Source organism: Paenibacillus sedimenti (assembly GCF_014534655.1).
Taxonomy (GTDB): domain Bacteria; phylum Bacillota; class Bacilli; order Paenibacillales; family NBRC-103111; genus Paenibacillus_E; species Paenibacillus_E sedimenti.
The window spans coordinates 372,493-390,396 of sequence record NZ_JACVVD010000002.1; the positions used below are offsets into that span (position 1 = coordinate 372,493).

Genomic DNA, 17,904 nt, shown 5'->3' on the forward strand with positions numbered 1-17,904 from the left:
AGACTGTAATGATCCATTGCCCTTATACAATTCACGTATAAGGGCTTATTTGCTACGGGGGTGAGGAAGATCGTACATACTGTGCAACAAACCGTTTATCAGGCATTCGGCATGAGGCTGGTGAGCGAATTATCTTTGCCGGAAGTGCTTCAAGCAGCAGAACAAAAGACTGAAGCGGATGTTGAAATAAAGCTGGGAGACTTATCGGGAGATTGGAGCGAATTCGGAACTCCTGATGATTTCTATGCATACACGGACCATCAATTTTTATTTTATGTGCCTGATACGGCGATCTTTAGTATACGCGGAGGCAAGCAAATTATCGTATCTCCCTTAGCCGGATCTGTTGAGAAGAGTATTCGCTTATATTTGCTCGGAACTTGCATGGGTGCGATTTTAATACAGCGAAGAATCCTCCCACTTCATGGCAGTGCAGTCGTTATGAATGGGCGAGCCTATGCTTTCATTGGCGATTCCGGAGCCGGAAAGTCCACGCTTGCTGCCGCATTTCTCCAAAATGGTTACCCGCTTCTAAGCGATGATGTTATTGCCATTAAGCTTGATGGGATTAACAATCATCCTATCGTGATTCCGGCTTATCCGCAGCAAAAGCTGTGGCAGCAAAGCATAGATCATTTGGGGATGGAAGCGAACCGATATCAAACGATTTATGATTCCAAATACGCTGTGCCTGTATCGTCTAATTTCTGTGCACAGCCGGTTCCGCTTGCAGGCTTATTCGAAATTGTGAAGTCGGAAGCTGCTGAGGTGGAAATGGTTCGCCATCAAGGGCTTGAACGGTTGGCGATCTTATCCTATCACACCTATCGCAATTTTCTCATTCCCCAATTGGGAGGGAACGATTGGCACTTTTCAACCATTGCCAGCATGGGGAGCAAGGTGAATATGTACCAATTGCGCAGGCCGTCTGTTGGTTTGACGGTTCATGATTTGATATCTCGAGTCTTGCATATCGTTAATGAAGGGGCCGTTTAAATGGCGCAAATACTCATTTTTGTCAAGAAGCTGCACGAATTCGCCGGGTTTAAATTACATATCAATTTAGCAGGTATGATTGTGATTAGCTTGTTGGAGGGTGCCGGCATCTTTCTTTTAGCCCCTATGCTGAGTATGATCGGCCTTTTTGATTCAAATTCAGAAGTAATTCCGATTGTTTCTTGGATAGTTGAACCGTTAAACGGATGGCCGGATGGTATAAAATTATCTGTTATTCTCGGGATATTTATCAGTCTGCTTGTTTTCCAGGCGCTTTTGCAGCGTTATCAGACAAACCTGAACGAGGGGATCGAGCAAGGTTTTATCCGGCACTTAAGACTGGGAATTTATGAAGCCTTATTACAGTCCGACTGGTCTTTTTTCCTGAAAAAAAGAAAATCCGATTTAATCCATATCATGACTTCCGAATTGCCGCGAGTCAGTTATGGGATCTATCAATCCCTGCGATTAATGACGACGTTCCTGTTTACCTTTGTCCAAATTGGTTTTGCCCTATGGCTTTCAGCTCCTCTCACGGCTTCTGTCCTTATTTGCGGACTAGCGCTGGCCGTTTATTCACGAAAGTTCATTCGCAAATCGAAAACCATCGGAGACCAGACAACTTCGCTGTCCCAAAGCTATATTGCCGGAATGACCGATCATTTTAACGGCATTAAAGACATTAAAAGCAATATGATGGAAAGACAGCATATGACCTGGTTCCGTTCACTTTGCTATCGGATGGAACATAATTTTGTACAATTCACGCGACTGCAATCTGTCTCACAATACAATTACAAAGTAGCATCGGGCCTATTGGTCGCGCTATTTGTTTTTTTATCCTTCATCGTATTTCATGTGCAGGCAGAGAAGCTTGTTATTATCATTATTATTTTTTCGCGATTATGGCCCAAATTTTCCATGCTGCAGTCCGGCTGGGAACAGATTGCGACCACGATTCCTGCCTTCAAAAGCTTGTTGGACTTGGAAAAAGAATATGCAGCCGCCAAAGAAATGAACTTGCAAGACATTTACAATATTGAAAATCCCCTTCGCATTAACCAAGGAATTGAATGTCGCAACGTTTACTATCGTTATGAGACTAATCATTCCGCTTATGCGCTTCAAGATATCAACCTGCACATACCTGCGAATCGGATGACAGCTATTGTCGGCAAATCAGGAGCGGGTAAAAGCACCTTAATCGATCTACTGATCGGACTCGTTAAACCGGAAAAGGGAGAGGTATTCGTAGATGGAAATCCATTAACGATTGCCAGTATGTTTTCATTAAGGCGTGCTATCAGCTATGTCTCACAAGACCCATTTCTATTCCATGCGAGTCTTAGAGAAAACCTGCAGATCGCGGCGCCTCATGCGAGTGAAAAGCAAATGTGGGAGGCTTTGCGTTTTACAGCATCTGATGATTTTGTCAAGAAGCTCCCGCAAGGGCTGGATACGGACATGGGGGATCGTGGCTTACGCTTATCGGGAGGGGAACGGCAACGAATCGTTCTGGCGAGAGCGATCTTGCGTAAGCCGTCCATCCTGGTTCTGGATGAAGCCACCAGTGCGCTTGATAGTGAAAATGAAGCGAAGATTCAAGAAGCGCTGGAGCTGCTAAAAGGAACCATGACCATTATTGTCATTGCCCATCGGTTGTCGACGATCCGGAATGCGGATCAGGTTGTGGTATTGAATGGCGGAAGAGTGATTCAACAGGGTGGATATCAGCAGCTTTCCTTGGAGCGGGATGGGATGTTCGGTCAATTGCTTGATTATCAGGCGAGGGCGAAACGATAAGTTGGAAGATCACGGCGAAGCGTGATATAATGCTTTTGTTGATACAAAACGTATCCAGTTCATCATATGCTTGAGGAGGTAGTTATGTCAAGTCTAATCCCGTTGTTTTTTATACTTAACCTTTTTCTGTCTTCATCGACTCCGGAAGCCCTGGGAACGCCTGATAAGAATGTAAAAGATGTAACATCGAAGATAGAAGTCTTAGGATCGCCCTTTTCCAAACCCGTGTACGCAAGGAATGTTTGGGATATGCAGGTTTTTGACGGAAAGATCTATTTAGGGCACGGCAATAGCAGCAATGAAGGTCCTTCACCCAATGCAGGACCAACACCGATTTATTACTATGATCCGGTTGGCAACAAATTTGCATCCCAGAATGTTATTTCCTCCGCCTCCTCTGAGCAAGCATCCAGTACAAAGGAGTATGTGGACGAAGAACAAATCGACATCTTTAAAGTTCTGAACGGAAAGCTTTACATTCCAGGCAATGATGCTCGGGATGAAGGCTGGGAGTTCGGCAATTACTATAAGCTGGAAGGGAACGAATGGATCAAATACAGGAACGTCCCTAACGGCATCCATGTATATGACATGGCATACTATGAGGGTAAGCTTTTCGTGGCTATAGGTACAGATTCGACCCCTGATGTGCTCATGTCGGAGGATGATGGTCTCACATGGACAAAGATAGGTTCAATAGGTGGAAAGAACCCGCCGAGAGCGTATACGTTATTTGAATTTAAGAAAAAATTATTTGCTGTAAGTACGATTGCCGCCAAAAATAATAAGTGGCCTGATGAAGCTAAGATACTATCGATCAAAGGGGAACCGGCGGGAGCCGCTACCAAATTCGAGACTTCCCAGATTACCGTTTATGGAGACACGATGCTCCCTGGAATCACTAAAAATGTGATCAAATACGAACCGTCTCCTTATATGAAGATGGTACGCACAACTCAGGTGAATGATAAGCTTCTGTATATTGCAGGAGGTATCTTCAATGATCATCAATGGATTCCCCAATGTTTAATCGTGGCAAATGATATAAATGACGTACAGCGTGTGAATTTCCCTCGTCCGGACGCTCTGCCTATGGATATTCTTGTTCGTGACAATACGGTGTATGTGTTAGCCTATACCCAAACATCCCCTGGTCAATATACGAATACAGTATATAAGACAAGCACTACTGATCTGATGACCTGGACGGAGTTATTCGAATTCAATCAAGATGCGTTTGCACGGTCTTTTGAAGAGCTGAACGGGGATTTCTACTTTGGTCTGGGGAGTAACATCGACTACGCACCTGAAACCACAGGGACAATAATAAAAGTAAATAAAAGCGATTATTAAAGTGGTGCTAGTAAAGGATTCCGAATAAGGAGTCCTTCTCTTTTTTTGAACCGGATTATCGCATACTTTTTCTGAATTTTTGCGGAGGCATGCCATACATCTCCTTAAAAAGCGTACACAAATATTTCTCGCTTTGAATCCCAACGAGCATGCAGAGATGGGTGTTCGAATACTCGCGTTCCTTAAGCAGAGCTGCAGCTTTTTCAATTTTGCGGCGATTTACATAATCTACGAACGATTGGCCGTTTTCCCTTTTGAATAGAGCGCTGAAGTAAGTTGGCGCCAAGTTCACGGCATGAGCGACATCATCAAGCGACAAACGCTCCGATAAATGCATTTCGATGAATTGTTTTGCTTTAACAATCTCCTGTTTCCTTGACTCAGGGTGTTTATCCAAATACATGCGCATAGCTTCCAACAGCGTATGCCAGTGTGACTTAAAGGTCATACCCGAGCCACTTCCCAACTCCGGCCAAGTGCGAAGGTCTTTATTGCGCGATTCTGCTTCGCGCCGTATTTTCTCCATAAACTCTCCGATTAACTTCATCATCCGGTTCCGTGTTAATCGTTCCTGGATAGCCGCTTCTTTCAGCGGCTCAGCTATTTTTAGTATTTCCAAATAGGGCGGTTCTTCCAGAAGAGCCGTGTAAAGACGATCCAACCCTTTTGCCAATCGTTCCTCCGCATTATCTTTTACCGGAGTCACTGTTCTTCGGGTATAGACCTGACTGACAGTTACGTAATAGCCGTAGAGACAAAGCGATGAGGCCTCATGAAATGCTATTGGGAGTGAATGCCATCCGCTATAACGTTCGCTAATCGCTACATGAATGTTCTGCTTCATATATGTTCGGATATTGCTGATCAGCAGATGTCCGAGCTGTATGCTTTTGGACATCAGTTCGGCCGTACTATTCATCGCCGCCCATGACACAATGGCAATCAATCGCTCGTCCGACCATTCACAGGCAAAACCGCAAGCTTGCTCGCGAATCGTTTCCTCAGCTATGTTGATCATGCCGTATCGAATCGTACCCTGATCGTGCGTAGTATAGTTGTGAAGGAATAGGGAAACATCAACCCATTCCATGACAATGCAGCAATAGCTGTCAATCAGTTTATTATCGACATTCATGCTTTCTGTAAGCCCTGAAAATCGCTTAGGCATCAAATCGCCACGTATTAACTCACCGATCAGCTGCCTACGGATACGATAGACATTTTCTAATCGATGCTGCACTAATTTTTGAAATTCATTGTGCCGGGAACGCTGTAAATTCAACCGTTCCCTTGCCCGGCGGAGACTTGCAAGCAGCTCCTCTTCCGAAAGTGGCACTTTCTCCACATACTCATGCACATTCATGCGCATTGCTTGTTTGGCGTAAACAAAATCGGAATAGGCGCTAAGAATGATGAATTCCATATGCGGACGAGTGAGGCGCAATTGTTCGATCATGTCAATGCCGTTCATATCAGGCATTACAATGTCGGTAATGACAATATCGGGCTTTGTCGCCGCGACCAGACTCACGCCTTCTATTCCTGAATATGCCTTGCCAACTAGCTCGAACTCTGACTGAAGCCGGAAAATCTGTTCCAGTCTTTCGAGAATCATCTCTTCATCGTCAACAATGATGCAGCGGTAATTCAATTTCTCTCACCTCCGGTCCGATAGGGAAATGTAGCCCTAATGCATGTACCGCGTCCAAGCTCTGTTTCTATGGAAAGTCCGAACAGATCACTATAGTAAAGCTGAATGCGTTGATGAATATTGACTAATCCGATTCGCTTGCGCGTTCGGGGCTCATCTTCCGTTCTGGGGATCAAGGCGCTAGCCGCTTGCTCTTCTGTCATGCCTAATCCGAAGTCGGTCACATCGATGACGACACTTCCTGGGTTTCTGTATGCATGAATGTGAATTTCACCGGGGAGCCTTCCATTTCGATAACCGTGAAACAAACTATTTTCCACAATCGGTTGCAGCAACAAACGAAAGACCTTGAATGATTCCAATCCGGGCTCGATATTCTCAATTAATTGATAATGCGATTTGTAACGAACGTTCTGAATGAACAAATATTCACGAACGTTCTCAAGCTCATCGGACAGTGGGACGAATCGGGAATCGTTAGCGACGCCGTATTCCAATATGCGAATGAGAGATCGAACTATGGGGTCTACCTTGTCCAAATAACCAAGCTTCACCGCATTACTGATAGAGCCGAGAGTATTGTATAGAAAATGAGGATTGATTTGGGATTGAAGTACTTGGATCTCTTGCTCGCGCTGCAGGTCATGGCTTCGTTTCACTTGTTCAAGCAGTTCGATGATCTGCTTCAGCATCAGGTCGAACGATTGGGAAAGTTCCCCGAATTCATCCTTGCGCTTTAAAACAACGGGGATATGAAGAAATCCTTGTTTAACCAACCGCATTCTGCTCATTAGGAAACTTAGCGGTCTTCGGATGTAGTGGGTGATAAAGGTCGCGGTGATTGCACTAAGCACAAGCCCAATGCCCAGCATGGCCAAATTGTAGGTTTCCGTCCTTTTCAATGATTGCTGAAGCAAACTTTCCGAATGGAACGTTATGATCGTCCAATTGAACCGGGATCCGGGGAATTTATGATAATACCAGCTTCGCTTCGGCGTGCCGGTATACAGCACCCCGCTAATCGCGCTTTTGCTTAACAATTGGTCAGATGTCACTTCACCGATTGCGAATGTTCGCGTACGCTCATCCATTTCCACGATATTGGTGAGATTGCCTGCCACCAGTTTGCCGCTTGACTCCACGATCGCAATGCCGAGTAAATCGCTGCGATTAATGTTGAGAAGTGATTGCTCCATCGCTTTAAGGTCGATATCAAGCGCAGCGACTTTAGGCGGATTGGAACCGCCAATATACTTGGCCATGGTGACCGTCCAATCCTGTTGCTTCGAACGATAAGGAACGCTGACATAGATGGAAGTCTTGTTTTGCATCACTTGCGACCATAGTTCATTGCGTTGTTCATCAGGATCGCTAAACAGAACGCTTCTAGGACTTGCCCCTACCATGGAGGCGTCTTCATTAATGACATAGACATCGGCGACGGAGTTTGCGTTCATATTGTAGAGCTTGCGGAGGACCGGCAGTATTTCGTCGGAATTATGCATGTCATTGGCATGTGCCGATTCGACCGCATATAAGATCGTATCAAGCGCAGCAAAGCTTAAGGTGATGTACTGGTCTACCTTAGATTGCATTTGCTCGATGAGAAAGTCATTATTTGATCGAATTTCTTTTTCAATGATTCGGTATGACATCTGGAACACAATAAAAACGGTTCCGAACATGAAGGTGAGGCAAATGATGAACAATTTAAACGTAAGGCTATTGATTTGGAAGTTCATGGACAAGTTCCTCCATCAGATCGATGTTTCCATATTAGCATGATTCACCGAAAAGAAACCGTACCCGGAAGAGGGGACTTTATTTTTATTTTTCCTAAACTTGAATCCGTATAATTTTGGAATAATTACTTACGATTTTGGAAAAATGCGATATCCCAAATATATATAATTGGTAGCAGAGATAGTGATAAGGAGGATCGCTACACATGGATGGGATGTCGAGTGAAGCAAGCAAAGTCTACCTGCCGGCGGTTCGAAATACGCGAAGCAAGTTGTGGAAAACAGTATGGAAGTTTAGATTGTTGTACTTGCTTCTGATACCTGAACTCATCTACTTTATCATATTCAAATATGTGCCCATGGCGGGCATTATTGTTGCTTTCAAGCAATATAATTTGTCTTTAGGTTTCTTCGACAGCCCATGGATTGGATTCGATAATTTTAAAAATTTTATTAATGGCGTGTATTTTAGAGATATTTTGCTGAATACGATCTTGATTTCGTTGTATAAGCTGGTCTTCGGCTTTAGCGCTCCGATCGTGCTTGCGCTCATGCTGAACGAAATCCGGATGGTTTGGTTCAAAAGGACTGTGCAGACGATCACGTATTTGCCTCATTTTATCTCTTGGATCATCGCTTACGGTCTGATGGTTGCCTTATTTGCCCCAGGGAGCGGCCTCTTCAATGCATTATTGAAGCAGTACGGTTTCGACGCGATTCCTTTCTTAACCGATCCGGCATGGGCCAGAACGATGATCGTCGCCTCCGACATCTGGAAGGAAGCCGGGTGGGGTGCTATTCTATATCTCGCGGCACTTGTAGGTATCGACCCGAGTCTATACGAAGCGTCCCGCATCGACGGAGCTAACCGTTGGCGCCAGATGTGGCACATCACGCTTCCAGGCATCCGTAATGTCATTTTCATTTTATTAATTTTACGAATGGGCAGCATCCTTGATGCAGGTTTTGATCAAATCTTTATATTTGTAAACTCGTTTAATCAGGAAAAAGCCGATATTATCGATACATGGGTGTATCGACAGGGGATTGAACGCATGCAAATCGGACTCGCCACAGCAGTCGGTGTCTTTAAATCGGTCATCGGCACCGTGCTCGTTCTCTTATCGAATCAACTGGCGAAACGATTCGACGGACAAATTTGGTAGGAGGCTGGACAATGAAGGAGCATTCGCTGTTTGATCGCGGCATACAAACCATTATTTATTGCATTCTTATCGCTATTTCAATTGTTACACTGTTTCCTTTCTTTTATGTGGCCATGGTGTCCGTGACATCCGAATCGGAAGTGATTCGCAAAGGTATCGTCCTTATCCCCGATCAATTCGTATGGGGGGCGTATAAAACGGTTTTTTCCGGGTCATTCGGCATCTTGACGGCATATAAGATCACCTTGCTGCGTACCGGAATCGGAACCTTGCTCAATATGATTGCCACGACTTTAGCAGCGTACGTGTTGTCCCGTAAAGGATTGCCGGGTAGGAGCAGCATTTTGTTTATGATCATTTTCACGATTTTATTTAGCGGTGGAACAATCCCTACCTATCTTGTTGTAAAGTCTCTCGGGTTGATTGACTCGCTGTGGGCGCTTATTTTGCCCGGTCTTGTCAGCGCTTTCAACTTGATCATCATAAAAGGATTCTTCGAACAGCTTCCGTCGGAACTGTTAGAGTCGGCTACGGTGGACGGCGCCGGGGAATTGACGATGCTGTGGCGTATTGTTCTGCCATTGTCCCTCCCGTCGATTGTCACAATCGGATTATTTTACGCGGTTGGCCACTGGAATAGTTACTTTGACGGAGTCCTATATATCAACGATCGGAGCTTGTGGCCCCTTCAGGTTGTGCTAAGAACGATTCTATTGCAATCGCAAATGCAAGACGTCTCCCAGCAAAGCAATGATGCCTCCGTCAGCTCGGTTGCGATTCAAATGGCTGCGGTTATTGTTTCGACCGTTCCCATTCTATTGGTTTATCCCTTTGTGCAGAAGCACTTTGCAAAAGGGGTTCTTATCGGTGCTGTGAAAGGTTAGCGTGGCTTTATCCTGCTTGAATGTCCGGACGTTGAAGCAGATAAACATAATTATGAATACGAATTTACAAAGGAGCGGTCTAGATGAAAGGTTACTCAAAATGGCTTCCCGTTCTCACTACGATTCTGTCGGTATCAATGTTGTTAGCGGCATGCGGCGGCTCGCCGACTCCGTCCCAGTCCCCGTCCGTATCCCAACCGGCACAGGGGGGAACGGTGCAGACGCCCGAGAAGAAGGTAACAGTTACGATGTTTCACTCCGGAGGGTTCGCTCCGGCCAACCCGATTCCGATCAACAAAGATGAAGATCCGCTTCATCAAATGCTGGAAAAAGCGGCGAACATCGATCTGCAAATTACCTTCGTGCCGAACGATCAAGCTAAGCAAAAGCTCAACACGATGGTTACATCCGGTGATACGCCTGACCTGATTTACATGACTGACCGCCCAATGGCTGTCCAATACTATGATCAAGGAATAATCACAGATATCGAATCCGTGCTGAATAGTTATCCTGCACTTAAAGGTAACTACCCGGACTCCGTTTGGAACGCACTGAAGTACAAGGGCAAAGTTCTCGGAACGCCGGGATACGAGCTGGTTCAAGGAATTAGAGGATTTTGGATTCGCAACGACTGGTTGAAGAAATTGAATTTGAAAACGCCGACCACACCGGATGAATTGCTTCAAGTTATGAAGGCGTTCACATTTAATGATCCGGATGGAAACGGCAAGAACGATACGTACGGTTTTGTAATGGGCGTGCAAAAATCAGGCGAATTTAACAACTTGGGTATTGATGCACTGATGCTGATGTACGGCGTATACCCAGGCAGCATCGATTTAAAAGACGGAAAAGTGCAATATAATAACGCGGATCCTCGCATGAAAGAAGCTCTGGCATTCATAAACCGCATGCAGGAGGCGAAGGTGGTCGACCCTGATTGGATGACGATAACAGACAATGCGGGCATCGATAACAAATTCTTTTCTGGAAAAGTGGGAATTGTCTTTCAAGATTGGCGTGCTATGGAACTTGATAAGCAAAAGAAAATGAAAGAAGTATCCGGTGAACTGCCTGATTGGGTGCTGATTCCACCGATGAAGGGACCGAATGGGGATCAATATTCAACCATCACGAACCCGCAAAGCAACATGTGGTCTATTTCAACTAAAGCCGCAAAAGACCCTGAAAAAGTCAAGCGTATCATGACCATGCTCCAATATTGGTTTGCGGATAAAGACGCTTATCCTTATTTTGCCTATGGCATCAAAGGCGTCAATTGGGATATTGTCGACGGCAAGCCAAAAATCAATCAGGAAAATAAAGCCAACAAAGAGCTTCAAGACAAGTACAGATGGATGAACAATTATGCAAATAACCGCCGGGCAAACGATGCGTTGTACTTTAATTTCACGTACGAGAAAACCTCCGAGTTCCAAAAGATCAATCAGCAGTACGTCAAGCCTCTTAGTGTAGGATCTTTCGTTACTCCGGATTCGGCAGACCCGACGTGGGAGGACCGCAAAAAATTCATGAACGAATCACTGCTCAAGTTCATCGCGGGCAAAGATTCCTTGAATAATTGGGATAACTATTTGAAAACGCTCGACTCCAAGTACGCATTTCAAAAACATCTGGAGTATGTCGAGAAAAACTTGAAAGATCAAGGTATCTTGAAATAAGCATTGCTACGAGGCTGCCATTAGGCAGCCTCACATATGGTATTGTTATTCCCTTTGGATCTATTGAAAGAAGAGGTGTCTACGATGGGACTGGATTTCCATCAATGGATGAACCCGGTACCGAGAACAGCAACATTTTCTATGCCGGGTTATCACGTTTGGTGCGGGACAATGTCAAAAACCGAGGATGGGGTTTGCCACCTGCTTTTCTCCAGATGGCCGGAAGAGACGGGACATAACGGTTGGGTGACGCACTCGGAAATCGCTTATGCGACTGCGGATCATCCGTTAGGGCCTTATTCGTTTCAAGGCGTCATTCTGCGGGGTAGGGGAGGCGATTATTGGGATGCAAATGTCATACACAATCCAACGATGATCCGGGTGAAAGACAACTATTATTTATATTATATGGGGAATAAGGGGAACGGCGAATATTGGGATCATCGCAACCGACAGCGGATAGGTGTAGCTGTAGCTGAACATCCCTCTGGGCCGTGGACTCGTTTTAACGATCCCGTCATTAACGTAAGTCCTGAATCATGGGACCATCTGATGGTTTCTAATCCTACAGTGACATCCACGCCGGATGGAAAGTTTATCATGATTTATAAAGGAGTCGGGAAGGGGAGCCTGCCTAAGGGAGGGGCTGTCGTTTGCGGGGTAGCAGTGGCGGACACCCCCTTAGGCCCTTTTCGTAAGTTAGCGGGACCTATCATGGTGAATCCAGAGGACGACTGGTCCGTTGAGGACCCGTTTATCTGGCGTCAGGGCACAACATACTATGCATTGGTCAAAGACTTTCAGGGTTATTTTACGAAGCAGGGGATAAGCTCTGTGGCGTTATTCGAATCCAAGGATGGTATTCATTGGGTTCCTTCCGAACATTCTTTTGCCTTCAAGCCGGAGATCGTGTGGGAGGATGGCGAGGTACAGCAGGTTAACGCGCTTGAAAGGCCTCAACTTTGGATGGAGAACGACCGGCCGGCCGTGTTATTTTGTGCTGTTGCGGTGGATGATGCAAGAAATGTTTCGTTTAATGTGCATATCCCTTTAAGACTTGTTTAAGACACATTTTTTCCTAGACAATCCTATTTCCGTGATTAATTGGACATAACGAAGCCGCCAAGACCGTCTAGGTTGGGTGGCTTTCTTCTTGACTTAACTTGGAAGGTGTTATCGGATGACTCTCAACTTGTACAGTTAAATACTGCACCGTTTGAGAAGTTGATGAATATAATATAGATGATAGTGAAAGCGTTTACATTATCTTGCAGGTGCTCATGCCGGTTATAGGTTGGTTTTTGATTGGGATGAAGCTTTTGCAGACGAGTTAGAGGAGGTGAAGTTTTTTAGAATGAGAAAGGAATGCTATGAAGCACGCAAGATAAGAGAAATTTCGGTTTCGTTTTTTCCTTCTTAGACCAAGGGAGGTATTACTATGAAGAAAGGATTCATTGTATTCATCTTTTTTTTGATGCTATTTTCTAGTATCGCTTCTATTTTCGAAAGCAATAGAGTGTACGCGGCTGTGCAAAAAGAATTTTATGTTTCTCCGACAGGCAGCGATACAAGCGGTAATGGGACCATTGCTGCTCCATTTGCCAGCATGGATAAAGCCAGATTGGCAGTGCGCTCCTATTTGGCGTCAAACACGTTGACAGGAGATGTCATTGTATATTTCAGCGGAGGAACTTATAAACAAATTTCTTCTGTCACTTTCAGCTCCGAAGACTCGGGTAAAGATGGTTTCAACGTGATCTACAGGAATATGCTCAATGAGAATCCGGTCTTTAGTGGGGGCGAGGTGATTACAAACTGGATTCCAGAAAATGAAAACGTTTTCAAGGCGAACGTATACGATTCTGTTTATAACTCCGTTTATAGCTCAGTGTACACGCAGCTTGATTTCAGACAAATCTACGTCAACGGCACGAGAGGCATCAGAGCCAGAACGCCGAATGAGGGAAATTATTATACGATATCCGATGATGCATACAATGATTTTTCCCAAACTAGCGCGAATAAAAATGGATTAATTGTACCGGCATCGCAGCTCACGAATGTCACGAACTTGTCCGATAACGTTGAAATGTCCGTACTCATTGAGTGGATGCATAAACGGCTGCGAATTAGCGGGATTGAATCTGTTACTGAAGATGCCGGTAAGAAGCGGGCGGTTATTAACGAGACCGAATGGGAAGATATTACAGTGGAGCCCCAGGGAAACCAAAACTATCGATTGCGCCAGTATTGGCTAGAGAATTCGCTAAACTTTTTGGACAGTCCCGGTGAATGGTACTTCAACAAAAGCACCGGATATCTATATTACAGGCCGAGGCCAGGAGAAAACATGAATACGGCGGAAGTCGTCATTCCAAGAGTACAATCGCTCATCGAGCTGAAAGGGACATTTACTGCACCGGTGACAAATCTGGTGTTCCAAGGCCTAGAGTTCCAATACACGAACTGGTCACGACCCAATGACTACGGGTTTGTAGATGTTCAAGCAAACTCTCTGATTCCTTCTCCGCCAAATGATATGACAAACAACCAATATAGACACGATCAAAGAAAAGACCGGGTCCCTGGCGCAATCATGGCGACCACTTCCGATAACATCAAGATCATGGACAATCGGTTCAAAAATCTTGGCGGCACGGGAGTTCTGTTCGACATGGGCGGGAACGATAATTTGATTAAAGGGAATTCGTTTATGGATTTGTCAGCGGGTGCTGTCGAGATCGGAAACGATGCATACAGACCAATCGATACCAGAATGTGGCCGAGGCGAAACACGGTCAGCAACAACTACATGACAAGAATCGGCAGAGATTATTTTGGCTCCGTAGGGATCTTAGGATATTATAACGACTCGCTATTAGTGGAACACAACGAAATTGAAGATATTCCTTACACGGGGATCAGCGTTGGCTGGGGTTGGACTACGGATAATTGCTCAGTGGAAGCGAAAAATAACAGAATTCAATATAATCTTGTTAGCAACTACGTGAAGACGGTTAAAGACGGAGGCGGAATTTATACAGCCTGCGCGCAAACGGGTTCGACGATATCGAACAATTATGTGAGGAACCAGCTTAATAATGTGGCAGGTATCTATTTAGACGGAAGTACGCAAGGCTATAATGTAACCAATAACGTAACTTCCTCCATTCCCAAATGGCTGTTTATGCAAATATATGGCAATCAAGTCTCATTCAACAATACCGCGGAATGGAATTATACCGATAATGCCGCCCAGGATGCCAATCTTTCGAGAAATACGGTAGCCAATAACCAAGTCATCAATAATGGCAATTGGCCGGCGCAAGCACAAGCCATCATGAGCAATGCGGGGCTCGAGCCGGCATATAAGCATATCAAGGGCGGAACCGTTCAGGATTCTAAAATCGTAATTGTCGATAATGTAGACAACGGTTTTTACGTGGTTTCCGGAACTTGGCTCAGCAGCGACGGGCTGCCGAATAAATACGGAAGCAATTATCGCTATGCGGCAACCAATGTTTCCGCTACGGCCAAAGTAAGATGGTCGCCGGAATTGGCCCTTCCGGGAGATTATGATGTATATGTATGGTATCCTGGCCATACGAATCGTTGTTCGGACTGCAAGTATAAAGTCATTTATAATGGCGGCAGCCAAGAAGTTCCGGTTAACGAGACGACAAGCGGAGGGACATGGGTCAAATTAGGCGTATTTCCTTTCTTATCCGGATCTGGAGGAAGCGTGGAGCTTACCAATCAAGCCAATGGACAGTATGTTGACGCTGATGCGGTCAAGTTCGTGAAGGTAGAAGTTGTCGTTGACAATACCGATCCGGGTTTTACCGAGGCCTCCGGCTTCTGGTACACGGCAGGCAGTCTCCCGGATAAATACGGGTCGGATTATCGTTACGCTGTGAGCAGCACGACGGCCAATGCTAAAGTGAGATGGATTCCGAATATTCAAGCTGCGGGCAATTATAACGTTTATATTTGGTATCCCGCACACAGTAATCGTTGTACGAACTGTAAATATACCGTTTATTACAATGGAGGCAGTCAAGTCGTGACCATTAATCAAACGACAAACGGCGGACAATGGATATCACTAGGGACATTTGCATTTCTTGCAGGCACCGGCGGATACCTGGAACTGAACAATCAAGCAGTCGGAGCCTATGTAGGTGCTGACGCAGCTAGATTTGAAAAGCAATAGTAGAGGTATAGCTGAGGTATGCTGATGAAACAGCGTACTTTTTTTATTGTTTAAGATACATATTGTATCAAAAAAGAGGTGATGCTATAATAAACAATCATAAGAGGAACGTATCCTTTCCAGGAGGACATTGATGGCAGTTAAATCGTTAAAATCAAACTTTATTTATAATTTATTGCTTACTTTTTTGAATATCGTCATCCCACTGATTACTTTACCTTATTTATCGGTAATTTTGGGTGTAGACAATATTGGAAAGGTGAACTTAGCGACAAGTGTGACGACGTGGTTAGTACTGCTAGCCTCATTAGGAATACCTACCTATGGGATTAGAGAAATAGCAAAGGCTCGAGATGATAAAAAGAAATTGTCCATAGTCTTCTGGGAACTGAATGCTCTCAAAGCGATCATAACCGTTATTATTTTACTCATCTATGTCATTGTTATATTTAATCAGCCCAAGTTCTATTCGGAGGTGTCGCTTTACCTTATATTTGCGATATCCATCATAGCCAACCTTTTTTCAACGGATTGGTTTTTTCAGGGGATCGAGGAATACAAGTATATCACGACAAGAGGTTTCATTATTAAAGTCATTACGCTGGTGTTTATTTTTGTAGGAGTAAAAAACCAAGATGATTATATGATTTATGCAGGGATCACCGTGATTCTTATGTTAGCGAACAATTTAGTCAACATCGTATATTGCAGGAAGTTTATTGATTTTAAATTCCAGTTGAGGGAATTGCGCATTTTCTCACACCTGAAGAGTCTGAAATACTTTTGGATATCAGGAATTATTTTTAGTATATATACGCAGTTGGATGTACTGATACTTGGTTTGAATGCTTCCGATAAAGCCGTTGCTTTCTATACAAGAAGCAAGCAGGTGCAGATGATCGCCTTATCCTTCTCGACTGCTCTATCGCAAGTGCTGATACCCAGGGCATCGTATCTGTTCAATCATGACATCGATCGTTTTAAGGAAATTGTCGGCAAATCGGTCAATTACATATTGCTCATATCGATTCCCATGACGCTCGGAGTCATGATCTTATCCAAAGAAATTATGTGGATTCTGGGGGGAGACAACTTTATCGCCGGGGCACTCTGCCTAACGATTATTGGTTCCACCATCATTATTTATTCTCTGGGGACGCTCCTATATTCGCAAGTCTTATTGCCGATGGGTCATGATAATAAGAGTCTGAAAATCCATGCCATAAGCGCCGGCGTGAGCATCGTATTTAACTTTATGCTGATTCCCAAATTCGCGGAAATCGGTGCGGCAATCGCGTTTCTTCTTGCCCAGTCGGTTGGAAATGTCTATGGGATTCTGTTATCTAAACGGCTGGTTTCTATCAGAATCGTATCTAAATCCTCGTTAAAATATGGAGTTGCAGGAGCGGCAATGCTGCTTGCCATATACCTGATTAAATTAGCCGTCGCTGATAAGCTCATCGTTATTTGCAGCTCTCTGGCGCTAGGAAGTATTGTATTCTTCGCTGTTTTATTCGTCAGCCGAGAGGAAATCGTCATGGCATCCTTAACCAAAATTTCGAACAAAATCTTGAAAAATAATAAAGTGAAGAAGGTGATGTAGATGAATGAACCTACATTGAGCATTATTACGGTCTGCTATAACAGCGCGGCTACGATAAGAGATACGTTTGAAAGTGTTTTGGCGCAAAATTATGAAAACTATGAATACATCATTGTAGATGGAGGGTCCACCGACCAAACCGTTCAAATTATTAAAGAGTATGAACCCAGGTTCAGAGGTAAAATGAAATGGAAGTCAGAAAGAGATCAAGGGCTGTATGATGCGATGAATAAAGGCATACGTCAATCCAATGGCAAATTTATAGGAATTATCAACAGTGACGACTGGTACGAAAACGGCGTTTTTGATTCTGTCGATCAACATATTGAAGATCATCCGGAGATTGATTTATTTTATGGCATCATCCGAATCGTGAAGGACGGCAAGGAGTATATGATAAGGCGAAATAATTACGAGTTTATATCCGATTTCAGCGGCATGATTCAGCACCCTACGTGTTTTGTAAAAAGGGAGGTTTATGAAAAATACGGTTCGTTTGATACCCGGTACCGGATATCGGCCGACATCGATTTCGTTCTTCGAATTCTTCATAAAGGAATCAGGTATCATGCGATAGATAAAATAATAACCAATTTTCGTGTCGGCGGTGCTTCGGATCAACATAGCAATGCCAAAGAAATTTTAGACATTAAATATAAAAATGGCGTGATCACCAAGAATCAGCTTGTGATGTTGAGCTATAAGCAGAGAATCAAGGCTATATTATCAAGTGCCAGGAATGCGTTGAAAAGGAAGTTGGCATCTAATTAATTGGCTATTTTACCTGTATTTGTTAGGTGAAATTGGA

General features: G+C 44.3%; 12 protein-coding genes. 10 read left to right on the forward strand and 2 right to left on the reverse strand.

The genetic code is table 11. The features are described from left to right. The first annotated feature begins 69 nt into the window (after positions 1-69). The 3 genes from ICC18_RS06350 (at position 70) to ICC18_RS06360 (ending at position 4,152) form a co-directional block, all read left to right on the forward strand. Positions 70-996: a phosphoenolpyruvate carboxykinase (ATP) gene (locus ICC18_RS06350; protein ID WP_188173971.1), complete on the forward strand. Its 927-nt coding sequence runs from the start codon at positions 70-72 to the stop codon at positions 994-996. Continuing rightward, positions 997-2,799 (forward strand): ABC transporter ATP-binding protein, encoded by a 1,803-nt coding sequence (locus ICC18_RS06355; RefSeq protein ID WP_188173523.1) that lies wholly within the window; start codon positions 997-999, stop codon positions 2,797-2,799. It begins immediately after the preceding gene. 84 nt (positions 2,800-2,883) lie between these two features. Beyond that, complete coding sequence (locus tag ICC18_RS06360) at positions 2,884-4,152, forward strand: hypothetical protein (protein ID WP_188173524.1); 1,269 nt, start codon at positions 2,884-2,886, stop codon at positions 4,150-4,152. A 55-nt stretch (positions 4,153-4,207) separates the two neighbouring features. Here the strand turns inward: ICC18_RS06360 and ICC18_RS06365 are convergent, their stop codons facing one another. Continuing rightward, complete coding sequence (locus ICC18_RS06365; RefSeq protein WP_188173525.1) at positions 4,208-5,803, reverse strand: response regulator transcription factor; 1,596 nt, start codon at positions 5,801-5,803, stop codon at positions 4,208-4,210. Next, the gene (locus tag ICC18_RS06370; protein ID WP_188173526.1) at positions 5,800-7,545 is read right to left on the reverse strand and encodes a sensor histidine kinase; all 1,746 of its coding nucleotides are present in this window, start codon (positions 7,543-7,545) and stop codon (positions 5,800-5,802) included. Before ICC18_RS06370 ends, ICC18_RS06365 begins: the two co-directional genes overlap by 4 nt. Positions 7,546-7,751: 206 nt before the next feature. On the opposite strand from ICC18_RS06370, the gene ICC18_RS06375 reads away from it, so the two are divergent. From ICC18_RS06375 to ICC18_RS06405, 7 genes are all read left to right on the forward strand, one after another. Beyond that, positions 7,752-8,711, forward strand: a complete 960-nt coding sequence (locus ICC18_RS06375) for an ABC transporter permease (protein WP_312029494.1) — start codon at positions 7,752-7,754, stop codon at positions 8,709-8,711. 11 nt (positions 8,712-8,722) lie between these two features. Next, the gene (locus ICC18_RS06380) at positions 8,723-9,595 is read left to right on the forward strand and encodes a carbohydrate ABC transporter permease (RefSeq protein WP_188173527.1); all 873 of its coding nucleotides are present in this window, start codon (positions 8,723-8,725) and stop codon (positions 9,593-9,595) included. 83 nt (positions 9,596-9,678) lie between these two features. After that, positions 9,679-11,280: an extracellular solute-binding protein gene (locus tag ICC18_RS06385; protein WP_188173528.1), complete on the forward strand. Its 1,602-nt coding sequence runs from the start codon at positions 9,679-9,681 to the stop codon at positions 11,278-11,280. Between the two features lie 36 nt (positions 11,281-11,316). Further along, on the forward strand, positions 11,317-12,345 hold the full coding sequence (locus ICC18_RS06390) for a glycoside hydrolase family protein (protein WP_188173529.1): 1,029 nt from the start codon (positions 11,317-11,319) through the stop codon (positions 12,343-12,345). Positions 12,346-12,718: 373 nt separating this feature from the next. After that, the gene (locus ICC18_RS06395) at positions 12,719-15,493 is read left to right on the forward strand and encodes a golvesin C-terminal-like domain-containing protein (RefSeq protein ID WP_188173530.1); all 2,775 of its coding nucleotides are present in this window, start codon (positions 12,719-12,721) and stop codon (positions 15,491-15,493) included. Positions 15,494-15,626: 133 nt separating this feature from the next. Continuing rightward, entirely contained in the window at positions 15,627-17,096 is a 1,470-nt protein-coding gene (locus tag ICC18_RS06400) for a flippase (protein WP_188173531.1), read from the forward strand. Further along, the gene (locus ICC18_RS06405; protein WP_188173532.1) at positions 17,097-17,867 is read left to right on the forward strand and encodes a glycosyltransferase family 2 protein; all 771 of its coding nucleotides are present in this window, start codon (positions 17,097-17,099) and stop codon (positions 17,865-17,867) included. Positions 17,868-17,904: the final 37 nt, after the last annotated feature.